Source organism: Afifella sp. H1R, assembly GCF_021462425.1.
Lineage (GTDB): Bacteria > Pseudomonadota > Alphaproteobacteria > Rhizobiales > Afifellaceae > Afifella > Afifella aestuarii.
Window position 1 is genome coordinate 460,164 of sequence record NZ_JAKEDY010000001.1, and the last position, 16,796, is coordinate 476,959.

The 16,796-nt window shown below is 62.4% G+C and carries 16 protein-coding genes and 1 tRNA gene; 11 read left to right on the forward strand and 6 right to left on the reverse strand.

Annotated elements, in window-relative coordinates:
* Positions 1-124: 124 nt before the first annotated feature.
* On the reverse strand, positions 125-409 hold the full coding sequence (locus L0F51_RS02150) for a DNA-binding transcriptional regulator (RefSeq protein WP_128294300.1): 285 nt from the start codon (positions 407-409) through the stop codon (positions 125-127).
* 477 nt (positions 410-886) lie between these two features.
* Here L0F51_RS02150 and L0F51_RS02155 point away from each other — a divergent pair, with 477 nt between their 5' ends.
* The gene (locus L0F51_RS02155) at positions 887-1,756 is read left to right on the forward strand and encodes a neutral zinc metallopeptidase (protein WP_234627746.1); all 870 of its coding nucleotides are present in this window, start codon (positions 887-889) and stop codon (positions 1,754-1,756) included.
* A gap of 9 nt (positions 1,757-1,765) precedes the next feature.
* A complete protein-coding gene (locus tag L0F51_RS02160; RefSeq protein ID WP_234627747.1) occupies positions 1,766-2,290 on the forward strand; it encodes a DUF2937 family protein in 525 nt (174 codons plus the stop codon).
* Positions 2,291-2,329: 39 nt separating this feature from the next.
* Here L0F51_RS02160 and carA read toward each other — a convergent pair whose 3' ends face one another.
* Complete coding sequence (carA, locus tag L0F51_RS02165) at positions 2,330-3,529, reverse strand: glutamine-hydrolyzing carbamoyl-phosphate synthase small subunit (protein WP_234627748.1); 1,200 nt, start codon at positions 3,527-3,529, stop codon at positions 2,330-2,332.
* Here carA and L0F51_RS02170 point away from each other — a divergent pair.
* The 5 genes from L0F51_RS02170 to rpoD all read left to right on the forward strand — a co-directional run bounded on the left by L0F51_RS02170 (position 3,528) and on the right by rpoD (position 9,346).
* Complete coding sequence (locus L0F51_RS02170; RefSeq protein ID WP_234627749.1) at positions 3,528-3,680, forward strand: hypothetical protein; 153 nt, start codon at positions 3,528-3,530, stop codon at positions 3,678-3,680. The genes carA and L0F51_RS02170 overlap by 2 nt on opposite strands.
* Positions 3,681-3,766: 86 nt before the next feature.
* A complete protein-coding gene (locus L0F51_RS02175; protein ID WP_128293839.1) occupies positions 3,767-4,231 on the forward strand; it encodes a GatB/YqeY domain-containing protein in 465 nt (154 codons plus the stop codon).
* Positions 4,232-4,391: 160 nt separating this feature from the next.
* Positions 4,392-5,126, forward strand: coding sequence for a DUF4396 domain-containing protein (locus L0F51_RS02180; protein WP_234627750.1), 735 nt, complete (start codon positions 4,392-4,394; stop codon positions 5,124-5,126).
* Between the two features lie 104 nt (positions 5,127-5,230).
* A complete protein-coding gene (dnaG, locus tag L0F51_RS02185; protein ID WP_234627751.1) occupies positions 5,231-7,189 on the forward strand; it encodes a DNA primase in 1,959 nt (652 codons plus the stop codon).
* A 165-nt stretch (positions 7,190-7,354) separates the two neighbouring features.
* Positions 7,355-9,346, forward strand: coding sequence for an RNA polymerase sigma factor RpoD (gene rpoD / locus L0F51_RS02190; RefSeq protein ID WP_234627752.1), 1,992 nt, complete (start codon positions 7,355-7,357; stop codon positions 9,344-9,346).
* Between the two features lie 90 nt (positions 9,347-9,436).
* Here the strand turns inward: rpoD and L0F51_RS02195 are convergent, their stop codons facing one another.
* Positions 9,437-10,156: an SIMPL domain-containing protein gene (locus tag L0F51_RS02195; protein WP_234627753.1), complete on the reverse strand. Its 720-nt coding sequence runs from the start codon at positions 10,154-10,156 to the stop codon at positions 9,437-9,439.
* A 125-nt stretch (positions 10,157-10,281) separates the two neighbouring features.
* Between L0F51_RS02195 and L0F51_RS02200 the strand changes: the two genes are divergently transcribed.
* The 4 genes from L0F51_RS02200 to L0F51_RS02215 all read left to right on the forward strand — a co-directional run bounded on the left by L0F51_RS02200 (position 10,282) and on the right by L0F51_RS02215 (position 13,457).
* Positions 10,282-10,358, forward strand: a tRNA-Ile gene (locus tag L0F51_RS02200).
* Positions 10,359-10,591: 233 nt separating this feature from the next.
* A complete protein-coding gene (locus tag L0F51_RS02205; protein ID WP_234627754.1) occupies positions 10,592-11,593 on the forward strand; it encodes a DctP family TRAP transporter solute-binding subunit in 1,002 nt (333 codons plus the stop codon).
* A 63-nt stretch (positions 11,594-11,656) separates the two neighbouring features.
* Positions 11,657-12,142 carry a TRAP transporter small permease gene (locus L0F51_RS02210; protein WP_234627755.1) on the forward strand — a complete coding sequence of 162 codons (486 nt, stop codon included), beginning with the start codon at positions 11,657-11,659 and terminating at the stop codon, positions 12,140-12,142.
* Positions 12,135-13,457, forward strand: a complete 1,323-nt coding sequence (locus tag L0F51_RS02215; RefSeq protein ID WP_234627756.1) for a TRAP transporter large permease — start codon at positions 12,135-12,137, stop codon at positions 13,455-13,457. Before L0F51_RS02210 ends, L0F51_RS02215 begins: the two co-directional genes overlap by 8 nt.
* 39 nt (positions 13,458-13,496) lie before the next feature.
* Here L0F51_RS02215 and L0F51_RS02220 read toward each other — a convergent pair whose 3' ends face one another.
* The 3 genes from L0F51_RS02220 to L0F51_RS02230 form a co-directional block, all read right to left on the reverse strand.
* A complete protein-coding gene (locus L0F51_RS02220; protein ID WP_234627757.1) occupies positions 13,497-14,630 on the reverse strand; it encodes an alpha/beta fold hydrolase in 1,134 nt (377 codons plus the stop codon).
* A gap of 146 nt (positions 14,631-14,776) precedes the next feature.
* The gene (locus L0F51_RS02225) at positions 14,777-16,315 is read right to left on the reverse strand and encodes a tripartite tricarboxylate transporter permease (protein ID WP_234627758.1); all 1,539 of its coding nucleotides are present in this window, start codon (positions 16,313-16,315) and stop codon (positions 14,777-14,779) included.
* Between the two features lie 19 nt (positions 16,316-16,334).
* Complete coding sequence (locus tag L0F51_RS02230) at positions 16,335-16,766, reverse strand: tripartite tricarboxylate transporter TctB family protein (RefSeq protein WP_092815077.1); 432 nt, start codon at positions 16,764-16,766, stop codon at positions 16,335-16,337.
* Positions 16,767-16,796 lie beyond the last annotated feature (30 nt).

Here is a 16,796-nt window from a genome sequence, read left to right on the forward strand (position 1 = left end):
GTGGTTGGAAAGTTGCGCGCTTATAGAGGAATTCGCGCAAGAGGCAAAGTCGCTCCCTGGAGCGCTGTGGACCTACAGCCTCGTGGAGCCCAAAGCAGAGCCGAGACGACCGAGAGAAACGAGGTCAGCTCATGCCAGCGATGGCGGACGGCTCAGATTCGGGGCTCAAATCTTCTTCTGGGTCTTGGCCGTCTTCGTACGAGGCCGTCTCGCCATCGTAGTCGGCGATCCCGACCGAGAGCGCGTAGCAGGCGAGGCGAACCGACTTCGGGATCTTGACCTTCTTGCCGTCACGTTCGCCTGTCTCATAATACTGAATCATACGTTTTTTGAGGCCCAGCCGGTCGGCCGCCTCTTTCTGTTTCATTCCGAGCTTTTTTCGCCAGGCTTTGAACTGGTCGGGTGTCATCGTGGAAACGCCCAAGGCAGGTCCCTTTCAGCTGACCGAATTTAGGGGCTTTTTACACTGCGGCCTATAGCGAAATCGTGAAGGCGCAAAAAGTGCATTTCTTGTTTGACAAATGCGCACAATGTGCACATATTCACGATGAAGGCGCAAATAGTGCTCCTTTTGGCGGCTAACATGCCGCCAGACGCAACCTGTCAGAGGAGGGCTCACAGATGTTGAATGACATCGTCCTGCAGCGGGCTCGCCTGGGTTACGATCGCGTGGATATGCATCGCTACGCGACTCTGAACTGTGGCGTGGCACGTTTGTTCAAACGTGTAGGCCATTGGTTCAGCTGAGGTTTCTCACGGCGATTGCGCTGTAAAGAAGTGTGATGAACAAAAACGCGGCTCCCCTGGCCGCGTTTTTGCTTTCAGGCGACGGAACCGCCGGCCATCTCCGTTTCTTTTCCCGTCGCAGAAACGGACGGAGCATCGGATGCGGTGGCGGGGTCGGCGTCAGTCGAGCAATATCGAATATCGAACCGGCGGGCGAAGCTCGCTGCCGATCGGACGTGCCGGCGGCGGCATCGGCTTCCTGATCGTGGCCGCAATCCTTTTCTTCGTCTTCGGCATCAATCCGATGGAACTCCTCCGCGAGGTGGAGACCGGCCAGGGACAGATCTCGAGCGAACAGCGCTCTCCTTCAGGAAACGTCGCCTCCACCCGAACGGAAGTGGATGATTTCGTGGCGACAGTGCTTGCCGAAACCGAAGACGTCTGGGGCGACATTTTCCGCGAGGCGGGGGCCGACTATCCCGAACCCACTCTCGTTCTCTTCAACGATTCCGTTCGCTCCGCCTGCGGTCTGGCGGGCAGGGCGGCTGGGCCCTTTTATTGTCCGGGTGACCGAAAGCTCTATCTCGATTTGTCGTTTTTCGAAGAGCTGAAGCGCCGCTTTCGCGCCCCCGGCGATTTCGCGCAGGCTTATGTGATCGCGCATGAGGTCGGCCATCATGTGCAGAACCTGACAGGCGTTCTCTCGAAAGTGAACGAGATGCGTCAGGGCATGAGCGAGCGTGCCGGCAACGCTTTGTCTGTGCGGGTCGAGCTTCAGGCGGATTGCTACGCCGGCATCTGGGCGAACCGGACGCGCGACAAGGGATTGCTCGAGGAGGGCGATCTCGACGAGGCGCTGAATGCGGCAACCCAGATCGGCGACGATATGATCCAGAAGCGCACGCAAGGCTATGTCGTGCCCGAGGCTTTCAATCATGGCTCGTCAGAGGAGCGGCGACGCTGGTTCCGCCAGGGTTACCAATCGGGAGATCTTGATGCCTGCGATACTTTCAGCGTTTCGACGCTTTGAGGCGGAAGGATGAGCGTTGCGGGCCGCACGGCCGTGCTGGGCCTCGCGCTGGCTGGAGGTCTTGCGGGCTCGCAGGCACCGGAATTCGCTCAGCAATATCGCCAGCGCCTGGGCGGCGCGGTCGATGAAATGCGGCAGGTCGTGGCGGATTTCGACGAGGACGTCCGCCGCCACGGCCTCGATCGTGACGAGGCGGTGGCGCTTTACGCCCAGTCGCCCGAAGCGTTTCTCAAGGATCGCGGGCTCTCGATGAAGCGTCTTCTCGCACGCTTCTCGACGCTCAGCCGTCAGCAGGCGGAGCTGGAGCTAGCAGAGCCCTTGATGCGACCAATGATCGTCTTCAGGAATCCGGACCAGAAAATCGTGCAAGGCGCCTGGCAGATCTACGAGCCGGCCGTTCCCGTGACAGCCGCGGGGGCTGTCTGGGCTTTGGCCGGGCTTTCGCTTCTCGGCGGCGTCTCCTGGTTTGCACGCAAGCTCCTGCGCTTCCTCTTTGTGAAGAAGCGGGCACGCTCAGAGGTTACCTCGATTTGAGACCGGCATCGGAGAGCCGGTCTGCCGGATGCCGGCGGTTTAAGCCGGCGTTTTGTCCGTGCGGGCTTTGCGGTTCTCGCGAACGAGATTCATAAAGCGCTGGAAGAGATAGTGGCTGTCCTGGGGGCCAGGCGAGGCTTCCGGGTGGTATTGCACCGAAAAGACCGGCTTGCCCTTCAGGCGCAGGCCGGCATTGGAGCCGTCGAACAGCGAGACATGCGTCTCTTCCACCTCGGGCGGCAGGCTGTCGCGATCGATCGCGAAGCCATGGTTCATCGAGACGATTTCCACCTTGCCCGTGGTCTTCTCCTTGACCGGATGATTGGCGCCGTGATGGCCCTGATGCATCTTGGCCGTCTTCCCGCCGAGCGCGAGGCCCATCATCTGATGGCCGAGGCAGATGCCGAATGTCGGTGTCCCGCTGTCGATGACGCTGCGAATCGCCGGAACCGCGTAGGTCCCCGTCGCAGCCGGATCGCCCGGACCGTTGGAGAGGAAAACGCCGTCCGGATTGAGGGACAGAATATCCTCCGCCGTTGCCGTCGCCGGTAGAACGGTGACCTTGCAGCCCTCTTCGGTGAGGAGGCGCAGTATGTTCCGCTTGATGCCGTAATCCACGACCACGACGTGGCACTCGCCGTCCTCGCGATGTCCATAGCCTTGGCCGGGCTTCCAGCTCGTTTCGTTCCAGTCGTAGCGCTGGCCCGAGGTGACGCCCGGCACGAGATCCTGCCCGTCCATCTTCGGCATCGCGGCCGCTTCCGCTTTCAGCGCCTCGTAATCGAAATTGCCGTTGGGATCGTGGACGATGACGGCATTCGCCATGCCGTTTTCGCGGATGCGATTGGTGAGGGCACGGGTGTCGACGTCCGCAATGCCGGGGATGCCGCGAGCCTTCAGCCACGCATCGAGGTTTTTCGCCGCACGCCAGTTGGACGGAGCCGTGATCGGTGCCCGCAAGACGCAGCCGGCGACACCGGAATTGCGTGCCATGTTCACCGTCTCTACGTCTTCGTCGTTCGTGCCCACATTGCCGATATGCGGGAAGGTGAATGTGATGATCTGTCCCGCATAGGAGGGATCGGTCAAAATCTCTTGATAACCGGTCATCGCGGTATTGAAGCAGACTTCGCCGGAAGACTTGCCCGTTGCTCCCAATCCTTCGCCTTCGATGATGGTGCCGTCGGCGAGGACGAGGCAGGCGGTGGGTTTGCTTTCGGGCCAGGAAGTGGCGGTCATGAACGGATCCGACGGTCAGCATGAACAGGTGGAGCTTGCGCTCTCTTGCGTCCCCGCTGCGAGTGTCTATATCGACGGCCTCTATGGCGCGCTGGGGCAGCGCGCGATACGTAGTGGGCGGATCATGTCGCGTCAACGCGAGGATGGTTGAGACCCACATGAGACCCACAGCCGACCGCCGAGACTTCACTTCTCATTTTATCTGAGGCGTCTGACGACGCATCGAAGGGGTGACCCATGGTTGATCGAATCCGCGATCAGATCAGCGAAGGCCTGAAAGAGGCCATGAAGAAACAGGACCGCGTGCGCATGACGACGCTGCGGTTGATCAATGCGGCCATCAAGGACCGCGATATCGAGGCGAGGACGAAAGGCAAGGACGGCGTCTCCAACGACGAGATCATGTCGATCTTGACCAAGATGATCCGCCAGCGTGAGGAATCCTCCAAGATCTACGAGGAGAACGCCCGCCTCGACCTCGCCGAGCAGGAACGCAAGGAGATCGAGGTCATCCGTTCGTTTCTGCCGCGGCAGATGGATGACGACGAGCTCAAGAGCGCCTGCCGGGACGTGGTCGGCGATGTGGGCGCTCAGGGCCTTCGCGACATGGGCAAATGCATGGGCACGCTCAAGGAACGCTATTCCGGGCGCATGGACTTTGCCCGGGCGAGCTCCGTCGTGAAGGACATTCTGAGCTCCTGAGAGGACCCGTGAGAACCTTCACGCGCCGATCTTGGCGCGTGAAGCTCTCGCCCTCGAAACGGGCCTGACGCGCCAGGGATGCGTGGCTTCCCGGCGGAACTCGTCCGCCAATCGGTTGTTGGAAAACCCGATACTCCAGCAACACGATTGGGATGTGACAATGGTTCCAGCCTGGCTCCATATTCTTGCAATTGCGTCTTTGCTTCTCGGTTTCGTCTGCGCTCTCGTCATCGCCGTCGATGAGAGCCGCCATCCACAGCATATGTGGATCATGAACATCGTCTGGCCGGCGCTCGCCCTCTTTGCCTCACTCATCGCGCTCTGGGCCTATTTCACCTACGGGCGGCTCGCGACGCATGAGAAGATGCATGCGGCGATGCAGGCGAACGAAACACCGCCGAGCCAGCGCCTGACGCCATTTCCCGTGATGGTCGGCAAGGGCACCAGCCATTGTGGATCCGGTTGCACCCTTGGCGACATCTGCGCCGAGTGGATCGCCTTTCTGTTTCCGACCGTCGCCGTCTGGCTCGGCTGGCAGACGATCTTTTCGGAGAAAATCTTCGCCGTCTGGATCCTCGATTATATCCTCGCCTTCGGCTTCGGCGTGGCCTTCCAGTATTTCACCATCAAGCCGATGCGGAACCTCTCTCCGGTGCAGGGGCTCATCCAGGCCGTCAAAGCCGATGCGCTCTCGCTCACGGCCTGGCAGGTCGGCATGTACGGATTCATGGCTATCGCCCATTTCTACATCTTCGCGCATGTCCTCGGCGTGAAGCTCGAAGTGACGAGCGTCGAGTTCTGGTTCATGATGCAGATCGCGATGATCTTCGGCTTCATGACCGCTTATCCCGTGAATTGGTGGCTGATCCGCGCCGGCATCAAGGAGAAGATGTAGGCCTGAAGCCCGCGGTGCCGGCGCAAACTGTGAGTAGCGGGGAGGGCGCGGCGCTCATGCCATTTGTTCTGCCGCGTTTCCCGCCGCTGTGCTAAGAGGGCAGGATGCGTTTCCCGCCATCTTTCCTCGACGCGATCCGAAGCCGGATCCCGATCTCCGACGTCGTCGGTCGGCGCGTGTCATGGGACAAGCGCAAATCGCTGCCATCTCGCGGCGATTACTGGGCGTGCTGTCCGTTTCACGGCGAGAAGACGCCGTCCTTCCACGCCGACAATCGTCGGGGTCGCTATCATTGTTTCGGCTGCGGCGTGTCTGGCGACCATTTCACCTTTCTGGTCGAGCTCGACGGGATGACGTTTCCCGAGGCGGTCGAGCAACTTGCCTCCGATGCCGGACTGAAGCTGCCCGATCCCGACCCGCGCGAGGAGGCGCGCCAAGCCCGCCGTATGGGCCTCGTCGAGGTGATGGAGAAGGCGGCTGCCTTTTTCGAGGCGAATCTCGCCGGAAAAGATGGCGCCAGGGCGCGCGCTTATCTGCGCGATCGCGGCCTCGGACAGGACATCCAAAACCGCTTCCGCCTCGGCTTTGCGCCGTCCTCTCGCAATGCGCTGAAAAATCATCTCGCAGAAGCGGGGGTGAAGCCGGAGGAGATGGCGGAGGCCGGCCTCGTCATCGCCGGCAACGACATTCCGGTGAGCTACGATCGCTTCCGCGATCGCATCATCTTCCCGATCCTCGATTTCCGGGGCCGTGTCATCGCCTTTGGCGGACGGGCCCTGTCGTCGGACGCGCAGGCCAAGTACCTGAATTCGCCGGAGACGCCGCTCTTTTCGAAGAGCCGCGTTCTCTTCAACGGCAAGATGGCGCGGGCCGCGAGCGCCAAGGGGCAGAAGGTGATCGCCGTCGAAGGCTATATCGACGTGATGGCGCTGGTGGCGGCGGGCTTCGAAGCCGCCGTTGCCCCGCTCGGCACGGCTTTGACGGAAGAACAACTGCAGCTTCTCTGGCAAATGGCCGAAGAGCCGATCCTGTGCTTCGATGGCGACCAGGCCGGCATCAAGGCGGCCGCGCGGGCGATCGATCTTGCCTTGCCGCATCTGAAGCCTGGACGCAGCCTGTTGTTTGCGCTCCTGCCGGAAGGGCAGGACCCGGACGACCTCATCCGGGCTTCGGGATCGGATGCTTTCACTTCTCTTCTCGATCAGGCGAACCCTCTTGCGGACATGCTCTGGCGCCGGGAGATGGAGCGCGGGCCGCTCGATACGCCGGAGCGTCTCGCCGGCGCCGAGAAAGCGCTCAAAGACGCGGTGGCGCAGATCGGCGATGCCGATGTCCGCCGCAACTACGAGCAGCTTTATCGCGACCGTCTGTTTGAGCGCCGTCGCAGCCGCGGCGGAGGCGCGAAGCAGGGCCGCACGGCCCGCCAGAATTTTGGCGGAGGACGACGCCAAGGCGCCGGCCGGGGCGGTCGCTTCATGCCGCCCGAGGCGCTGGGCGAAGCCTCGACCAGCCTTCTGTCGACGGCGCTTGTGCGTGGCGGGGGGCGGACAGGGGCGGCGATCGGCCTTTCCGACGCCATCCTGGTCGGCACGTTTCTGGCGCATCCGCAGCTCGCCGAAGAGAGGCTCGAAATGCTCGGCCGCATTCCTTTCACGGATGCGGCACTTTCTGAGCTTGCCGGCACCATCGCTTTGGCTTTGTCCGAAGAGCCCGAACTGAGCGCGGGCGCACTCCTTGACCGCCTGAAGACAAAAGGGCATTCGGCGGTGGTGGAGACAATCGGCCGCAAGCTTGCCACTTCAGGCCTTGCCGATCTGGGGCCGGGCGGAGATTCTCTCAAAGCCGCAGCCATTTGGGACGATGCGGCCCTCTTGCGTCTGCGCACCACAACTCTATCTAACGAGCGCCGGGAGGCAGCACGTGATCTTGCTAACGAGACGATTGAGGCCAGTTTAACCCGGTTGAAGGATATACAAGAGGAAGATCTGCGGCTCCGCCATCGTGCCTTTGAAGACGAGCAGACGGAAACCGTTCTCCTTCATCCCTTCAAGGCTCGCCGTTGAGGCGGGCAAAGTTTGTTCGAGCGGTCGAGCGTTCGAGAAAAACAAATTGCCGATAAAGCGGGCCATGGTTAAGTGGCGCTTTACGGTGCAGCCCTTAGTTTGGAACGCAACCTCGACAGCGATAGCACGGGCGATTGACCATCGCACCGCTGAGACGACGGATCAATGACGACAGCGAACCAGCCCCAGACGACCGAAACCAAGGACGAGACGCGCGACGGCCAGCACAGCGACGGCCCGCTTCTTGATCTCTCAGATGCCGCTGTAAAGCGCATGATCAAGGAGGCGAAGAAGCGCGGCTATGTCACGGTCGATCAGCTCAACTCCGTCCTTCCCTCGGAGGAGGTGACCTCCGAGCAGATCGAGGACACCATGTCGATGCTTTCCGATATGGGCATCAACGTGGTGGAAGCCGACGAGGCGGAAGAGAACGAGCCGCAGGCGGAAGAAGAGGATGAATCGGAGGGCCGCGATCTCGTGGAGGCCGGTTCGACCGCCGTCACGAAGAAGACGACCAAGCGCGAGCCGTCCGATCGCACCGACGACCCCGTGCGCATGTATCTGCGCGAGATGGGGGCGGTCGAGCTCCTGTCGCGCGAGGGCGAGATCGCCATCGCCAAGCGCATCGAGGCCGGCCGCGAGGCGATGATCGCAGGGCTTTGCGAAAGCCCGCTCACCTTCCAGGCCATCATCATCTGGCGCGACGAGATCAACAACGGCGATACGCTGCTGCGCGACATCATCGATCTCGAAGCGACCTATGCCGGGCCCGATGCCAAGGCGCCGGATCCCGCGCAGGGTCAGGCCACGGGCGGGGCGGAAGCCGAGGCCGGGGAAGCCACCGAAGGCGGTGAGGAGAGCGACGAGGACGAGGACGATTACGAGAACAATCTGTCGCTTGCCGCCATGGAGGCGGAGATCAAGCCGCAGGTGCTCGCGACCTTCGATACCATCGCGGACAATTACAAGCGCCTCAGAAAACTGCACGACACGCTTGTCGAAAACGACATGCAGAGCCGGGCGCTGACCCCGCCGCAGGAGCGCCGCTACAAGAAGCTGCGTGACGAGATCGTTGCCGAGGTGAAGTCGCTGTCGCTGAACCAGGGCCGCATCGACGCCCTGGTCGAGCAGCTCTACGACATCAACAAGCGTCTCGTGTCTCTCGACACCAGGCTGATGCGCCTCGCCGAGGGCTATGGCGTCGACCGCATGGAATTCCTGTCGCACTACCGCGGCAACGAGCACGACCCGCACTGGATTCGCCGCGTGGCGCGTCTGACCTCGCCGGGCTGGCGCGATTTCGTTGCCAACGGCAAGGACCAGATCCACGGCATTCGTACGGAAATTCAGGAACTTGCGGCGAGCACCGGACTCGAAATCTCAGAGTACCGCAACATCGTCCACAAGGTGCAGAAGGGCGAGCGCGAAGCCCGGCAGGCGAAGAAGGAGATGGTGGAGGCGAACCTCCGGCTCGTCATCTCGATCGCCAAAAAATACACGAACCGAGGCCTGCAATTCCTTGATCTGATTCAGGAAGGCAATATCGGCTTGATGAAGGCGGTCGATAAGTTCGAGTACCGCCGCGGCTACAAGTTCTCCACCTATGCGACCTGGTGGATCCGCCAGGCGATCACCCGCTCGATCGCCGATCAGGCACGCACGATCCGCATCCCGGTCCATATGATCGAGACGATCAACAAGATCGTTCGCACCTCGCGCCAGATGCTGCACGAGATCGGCCGCGAGCCGACCCCGGAGGAGCTGGCCGAGAAGCTGCAGATGCCGCTCGAAAAGGTCAGAAAAGTCCTGAAGATCGCCAAGGAGCCGATCAGCCTCGAAACGCCGATTGGCGACGAGGAAGATTCCCATCTCGGCGATTTCATCGAGGACAAGAACGCCATTTTGCCGATCGATGCGGCGATCCAGTCGAACCTGCGCGAGACGACGACCCGCGTGCTGGCCTCGCTGACCGCCCGCGAGGAACGCGTTCTCCGCATGCGCTTCGGCATCGGCATGAACACCGACCACACGCTCGAGGAGGTCGGCCAGCAGTTTTCTGTGACCCGCGAACGCATCCGCCAGATCGAGGCGAAAGCGCTCCGCAAGCTGAAGCATCCGAGCCGCTCCCGGAAGCTCCGGAGCTTCCTGGACAGCTGAGCCTCCAAGGCCAGAGACAACAAAAAAGCCCGGCCATCGTGCCGGGCTTTTTCGTTGCAGTCGCTCTCGTTGAGATCTCGGAAGAGCTGGTTACTCCTCGATCCCCCAGACCATGTTGACCTGGACCTCGACGGAGACTTCGCCGCCTTCGAGCGGCACCGCTGCCTCGTCCATTTGCGCGCGCGCCATCGCCATCATCTTCGGCTGCGGGCGGCCATAGCTCTGTTCGGAGATCGACTGGATCGGCCCGAGGGTGATTCCGGCCGCCTCGGCGAGCTGTTCGGCGCGGGCACGCGCGTCCTCGACCGCCTTTTTGCGGGCCTCTTCTTCGAGCGGCTTCGGGTCGTCGATGGTGAACGACAGATTCTGGATGCGGTTGGAGCCGAGCTCCACGACCTTGTCGAGCGTCGAGCCGGCACTTTCAAGATCGCGGATGCGGACCGTGAGGAGGTTGTCGACCCGGTAGCCGACGATCTTGCGCTCCGAAGCCTGACCTGGGCGCGGCTGCTCGTAGACCGGCTGGATGGAGAAGCCCGAGGTCTGCAGATCGCGGTCGGCGATGCCCTGGTCCTTCAGCGCCTGCGTGACCTTCGTCATCGCCTCTGAATTGGCGCGAAGCGCCTCCTGCGCGCTCTTCGCCTGTTCGGAAACGCCGAGCGTGACGACGGCCATGTCCGCCGTGCCGAATGCCTCGCCGTTCCCGGAGACGTTGATCTGCGGGCGGTCCGGCCCATCCTGTGCGAGCGCCGGTGCTGCGAATGCGGCGAGCGAGAGGGCGAGGGCCGGGGCGATAAGGCGTCTGGTCGGCATGTCGGTTCTCCGGGGTGCGTGAATCGGTGGCCCGTGCGAATGCCTGCCGAATGCGGCTCTTTTTGGGGCTGCTGTGTCGCGCCGGCTTGCCCGGTGCCGGGCAATCGCGTACCTGACGCCTGTCTGGGTCCGTAGCTCAATTGGTTAGAGCCGGCGGCTCATAACCGCTTGGTTGCAGGTTCGAGTCCTGCCGGACCCACCACACCTTTTCCCCCATGTTCTCGAACGAATTCTGATGCGCGCTGCTCGCCAGAGCTGTGCGGGACGAGGCGTTGGCCTCTGCGCAGCCTTTCGCGCAGCGGGTGAGGCGTTTACGGCATTGCGTGGCGCTCGCTCATCCGTATTGTGCGCGGCCTCAGATGGATTTTTCGATCACCAAAGAGCGCTTTGCCGAAAAATCGTTCGTGTTGGTGAGGCGAAACCGGGAGGAAGAAAATGAAAATTTCGCAGATTGGCGCGATTGCGCTGTTTTCCGCCACGCTTGCCGCGATGGCGGGGCCGGCTTCGGCCGAAACCTATCGTTTGTCGCAAAATACCAGCAACACGACGACCTGGCAGAAGGGCGCCGAGAAGTTCAACGAGCTTCTGGGTGAGGCGACCGACGGCAAGATGGAAGTCCGTATCTTCCCGAATGCGCAGCTCGCCGGTGGCGACCAGATGAAGCAGACGGAGATGGTGAGCCGTGGCTCCATCGACTTCATGCTGACCTCCGCGATCAACGTCACGCCGCTTGTGCCGGAGCTTGCGGTCTTCTCGCTGCCGTACCTCTATTCGGACTATGACGCGGTCGACGCCACGACGAGCGGCGAGCCGGGGCAGAAGATCGAAGAGATCTTGAAAGAGCACGGTATCATCGCTCTCGCCTGGGGCGAGAACGGCTTCCGCGAAGTGACCAACAATGTCCGCCCGATCAAGACGCCGGAGGACATGCAGGGCCTCAAGATGCGCGTCTCGGGTCCGATGTACATCGACGTGATGCAGGCGCTCGGCGCCAACCCGCAGCAGATGCAATGGTCGGAGACGTTTCCGGCTCTGCAGCAGGGCGTGGTCGACGGCCAGGAAAACCCGATCGGTGCCGTCATCATCCCGCAGCGCGTCTACGAGGTGCAGAAATACCTGACCACGTGGCACTATTCCTACGACCCGCTTTTCCTCGGCGTCAGCGAGAAGCTCTGGGATTCATGGGACGACCAGACCAAGACCACGGTGAAGAAGGCCGCCGAAGAGGCGATGGAGTACCAGAAGGAAATCAGCCGTGAAGGCACGGCCAAGGGCGTCGAATTCCTGCGCGAACAGGGCATGGACGTCTACGAGCCGAACGCCGAAGAGATCGACGCTTTCCGCGAGGCGACCAAGCCGGCCTTCGACACCTGGTCGAAGAAGGTGGGCGAGGATCTCGTGAAGAGCTTCCAGGACACCATCGCTCAGTCGAACTGAGGCATCGCTCGTGCAGGCGGGGTGTCTGTGCCCGCCTGCACGTTCAGCCTTTGAGGAGGTTTCGTGTCGTTCCTGTTGCGCGAAGCGGAGAAGATCGTCTGCGCGGTGATCCTTCTTGCGATGACGGCCCTCGGCTTCGCCAATGTGGTCGTGCGCTATCTGACCAGCTATTCGCTCGCATCGACGGAAGAGCTCCTCACCAACGGCTTTCTGCTTTTGACGGTTTTCGGCGCGGCCATCGCCGCACGCAACGGCGAGCATCTTGCCGTGACCATCCTCTACGATGCCGTGCCGAGGCCGGTTCGGAGGGCGATCCTCGTCCTGTCGAGCGTCCTCTCCGTCGCTCTCCTCGCGATGTCGGCCTGGTTCACCTGGCAGCTTTTCGCGAACCAGTTCGAGAGTGGTGTGCGCTCCTACGCGCTGCAGATCCCGGCCTGGTACTACAGCGTGGCGCTGCCTTTCGGCTTCGCGCTCGTCATTATCCGCTACATTCAGCATGCCTTCGAGCGCTGGCGCGGTGACACGCATGAGGTCGTCGCCGATGTTTGACCTCGATGCCGGCACGCAGATGGTGATCCTGTTCTTCGTGCTGTTGTTCCTGCGCGTGCCGGTCGCGTTCGCCCTCGGGCTTTCCGCCGTCTATGCGATGTGGGCGATCGGCTTCGGTCTCGATATGGCGGGCGATCTCATCGCGAGCGGGATCGCCAAATTCTCTCTGCTGGCGATTCCGTTCTTCATCCTCGCCGGCACCCTCATGGGCTCCCTCGGCATTGCCGAGCGTATGATCGCCTTTTTCCGCATCCTCGTGGGCGGCCTGCCGGGCGGCATGGGCCTTGTCGGAACCGTCGTCTGCCTCTTCTGGGGTGCGGTCTCGGGCTCCGGGCCGGCATCGGTTGCCGCAATCGGCCCGCTGATCGTGCGCGGCATGGCCGAGGATGGCTATCCGAGAGCTTTTGCGGCCGGCCTCGTCTGTGCCGGTGCGGGACTTTCCATCGTCATTCCACCCTCGATCGGTCTCGTCATCTACGGCGTCATCGCCGAAACCTCGATTTCGGACCTCTTCACGGCAGCGATCATCCCGGGCCTCGTCATGGGGCTCTTGATGCTCGTCGCTCTGCCTTTCGTGCCGAAAGTGGATGCGCACGAGATGCCGCCGAGCCTGGAGCGCCTGATGCCGCAGGCGTTTTCGGAGCTTCCGTACGGCCGACGGCTGTGGCGCTCCTTCCTGCATTCCTTCTGGGGTCTGATGACACCGCTCGTCATCCTGGGCGGCATCTATTCCGGCATCTTCACGCCAACCGAAGCGGCGATCGTGGCGACCGTCTATGCGCTCTTCGTCGGCGGCCTCGTCTACCGCACCTTGAGCTTTGCGACGCTCTACGAGGCATTGTCCGCAGCTGCGGCATCCTCGGCCGTCGTCATGCTCGTCGTGGCCTATGCGAGCCTCTTCGGCTGGGTGGTGACGGTCGATGATCTCATCGGCAAATACTCGACCGTGCTTCTCGGTCTGAGCGACCAGCAATGGGTCATTCTCATCGTCATCATGCTCATCCTCCTGATCGCGGGCATGTTCATGGATGCGATCACCATCATGTTCATCACGCTGCCGATCTTCCTGCCGGTCATGCGCGAGCTCGGCTGGGATCCGGTCTGGTTCGGCGTCCTGGTGATGGTCAATCTGGCGATCGGGCTCTTCACGCCCCCCGTCGGCATCAATCTCTACGTGGCGGCCAATATGACGTCGCTGCCTCTGGAAAAGATCGCGCGCGGCGCCGTGCCGTTTTTGATCACGAGTCTCATCGGCCTCATCCTCATCGCCGCCTTTCCGGGCCTGTCGAGCGTGCTCGTCGAGGTGTTGAAATAGGCGGCGGGGAGGTGCTGCCGTCCTGGCGAATGGGCGTGGTCAGGTGGCGGATGACCTGTCGGAGGCGCGAAGGATCCAACTCGCAATCTTCGGCCAGGTTTGCGAGAGCGTGCGCGCGCTCATGAAAAGCCCGATATGGCCGCCCGGCACCGTCTCCTTCACGATCGCGTCCTTGGGCGTTCCAAGGAGACGATCGGCCTCCAGCACCTGCTCCGGTGTGGTGATGTCGTCGGCGGCGCCGGCAAGGAGATAGGCCGGGCAGCTGATATCGCTCAGCTTGAGCGGCCGCCCGAGCCCGACGAAGGTGCCCTTGGCGAAGCGGTTCTCCTTGAAGATCTCTTTGATCACCTGGAGATACCAACGTCCCGGCAGGTCGATCGGGTTTTCATACCAGCTCTCGAAGGTCTCGCGTTTGGCGAGATAGGCCGGGTCGTCGATGTGCTCGCAAAGCTCGATGTGCTCGTCGATGTAATGTTCGGCCGGATGCATGTTCTTCCAGCCGCGTAGCATGAAGCGGCCGAGCATCAGGCCGCCGCCGAGTTCCACGAGTTCGCGGTAGAAGGACAGGGGAGAGGCCTGCACCATGCGTTTGATGGGGCCGTCGCCGGCATCCGTGTCGATCGGCGCGCCTGCAAGAACGAGGCTGTTGACTTTCTCTGGAAAGCGCGCCGCGATCATGGCCGATGCCCATCCACCCTGACAGAGCCCGACGAGATCGACGGAGCCGCCGAGATCGTCGATCGCAACGAGCAGCTCTTCCAGATAATTGTCGACCTCGAAGTCGCGCATGTCGGGGGGCGCCGAGGTCCAGTCCGTCAGGGCGACATGGGCGATGCCGCCGTCCAGCAGCGTTTGGACGAGGCTTTGGCCCTTGTGATAGTCGGCGATCATGGCGCTATGCCCGGCATACGGGGCGACGACGAGCGTCGGGCGCCCTTCTTCGCGTCCGTAATCGCGCAGATGCATGGTCCGAAGCTCGAGGCGGACCCGATTCTCCGTCGCAAGCTGCGGCCGCAGCTCGTGATGGATTTTGATTTCTTCCTCGATGAATTTGACGTTGCGGGCATAAAGCTCCGCTTCATCCTCGACGAGAGCGGACGCCATGGCGACCGGCCAGAAGGCCGGCACGCTGGCGAGCTTGAACTCATGCGGTCGCGGCGTTCTTTGAGACATGACGGCGGCTTCCCCGTGACGAACTAAAGACGGGAGCGATTGTCCGCTCCCCGTCTTCAGGTGGCGTGTCGAAAAAGCCTGGGCAAGTCGCCGTCAGGCGGGGCAGGGCTGCGCGAAACGAGCCTCTGCCGCGCAGAAATCACCGATCAATCCGGATCGTCGCTTTCGCGCGAACGACCCTTGCCGACATTGGTGCGGAAGAACGAGCCGACGAGAATCGGCAGGATGAAGCCGACGATCGCGAGCCCCCAGAGCGTGATCGACAGCCACGAATCGACGAGCGCCGACCAGTCGCCGTTGGAGATCGTCAGCTCGCGGCGGAGGTTGACCTCCATCTGCCCTCCGAGGAGGACGCCGAGGATCACCGGCACCAGCGGCACGTCGAGCTTGCGCAACAACCAGCCGCCGAGCCCGAAGAGAACCATGACGACGAGGTCGAAGGTCGAGCCGGAAATGCCGTAGACGCCGACGAACGCGATCATCGCGACCGCCGGCATGAGGTATTTCGGCGGCACGAGGAGAACCCGCACGAACAGAGAGACGAGCGGGATGTTCATGATCAGCAGGATGATGTTGCCGATGAACAGTGCCGCGATCAGGCCCCACACGACATCCGGATTGGACTGAAAGAGAAGCGGCCCCGGCGTGATGTTGAGGGCGAGCAGCATGGCGAGAAGCACGGCCGTCGTGCCCGAGCCCGGAACGCCGAGCGCCAGCATCGGCACGAGGGCGCCACCGGCGGCGGCGTTGTTGCCGGCTTCTGGCGCCGCAACGCCGCGAGGGTCGCCCTTGCCGAAGGTGCCCTTGCGGTCGGAGACGCGCTTTTCCACCGAATAGGCGATGAACGAGCCGAGCGATGCACCGGCCCCGGGCAGGACGCCGGCGAGGAAGCCGAGAACGGTCGAGCGGCCCATCGTGCCGGCGGTCTTACGGAGCATCGAAAGCGGCGCGGTGACGCGATTGACGAGCTTGCTCGCGCCCTCTGCATGAGCTTCTTCGCCGCGGTGTTCCAGGAAGATGAACACCTCAGAGACGGCGAACAGGCCGACGATCGCGACCAGAAAATCGATGCCGTCGTAAAGATGCACCTCGCCGAAAGCGAAGCGTGGCACGCCCGTCTGGGCATCGACGCCGATCATGGCGATGCCGACACCGAGGGCTGCGGAGAAGGCGGCCTTCGCCTGATTGCGGCTGGCGATCCCTCCGAGCGTGGCAAAGGCCAGTGTGAAGAGGGCGAAGTACTCCGCCGGGCCAAAGAGGAGGGCGACCTTGACGAGCTGTGGGGCGAGGAAGACGAGCCCCCAGGTCGCGAAGAACGAGCCGACGAAGGAGGCGATGCCGGAAAGTGCGAGCGCCTCACCGGCCTTGCCCTGCTGGGCCATCGGATAGCCGTCGAGCGTCGTCATCAGCGCCGGCTCGTCACCCGGGATGTTGAGCAGGATCGACGAGATGCGCCCGCCATACATGGCGCCGTAATAGACGCTGGTCAGAAGGATCAGAGCCGGCGTTGCGGGCAGGCCGAGCGTGAAGGCGAGCGGAATGAGAATGGCGACGCCGTTCGAGGGCCCCAATCCTGGCAGAGCGCCGAAGATCGTGCCGAGAAAGCAGCCGAGGAGCGCCAGGAGCAGGTTCTGAAAGGTGAGAGCGACGGCAAAACCGTCGGCAAGGGAGGAGAGTGCGTCCATCGTAAAATCCTCCGCTTTCTCAAAAGCCCCAGGGGCCGCGCGCGAGCGACAAGCCGAGGACGAGGCCGAAAAGGACGTAGATGCCGACCGAAATGGTGGCACCTGCGATTGCCGCTTGCACAGGCCCCGCGCCGAGACGCCAGGACAGGAACATTGCGGTGATGGCGGTCGTCAGGACAAAGCCGCCGATCGGCAGCGCATAGGCGTAACCGAAGAGCACCGCGGCGGCGAACAGCACTTCCATCGTGCGCCCGAAGCTCGCCCATTGCGGTTCGGGATCGGGCTTGATGATGAAATAGATGGAGGAAAGTCCGAGAATGACGCCGATGATGATCGGAAACGTCTTTGGTCCGACCGGATCGGACATGAAGCTTTCCTGGATGAGCGTCGCCTGCCAGATATAGAAGGCGGCAAGCGCAACGCCGATCACGCCGAGTATCCGATCGCTCATAAGCTCTCCCCGTTATCGAGGAGGGCCGCG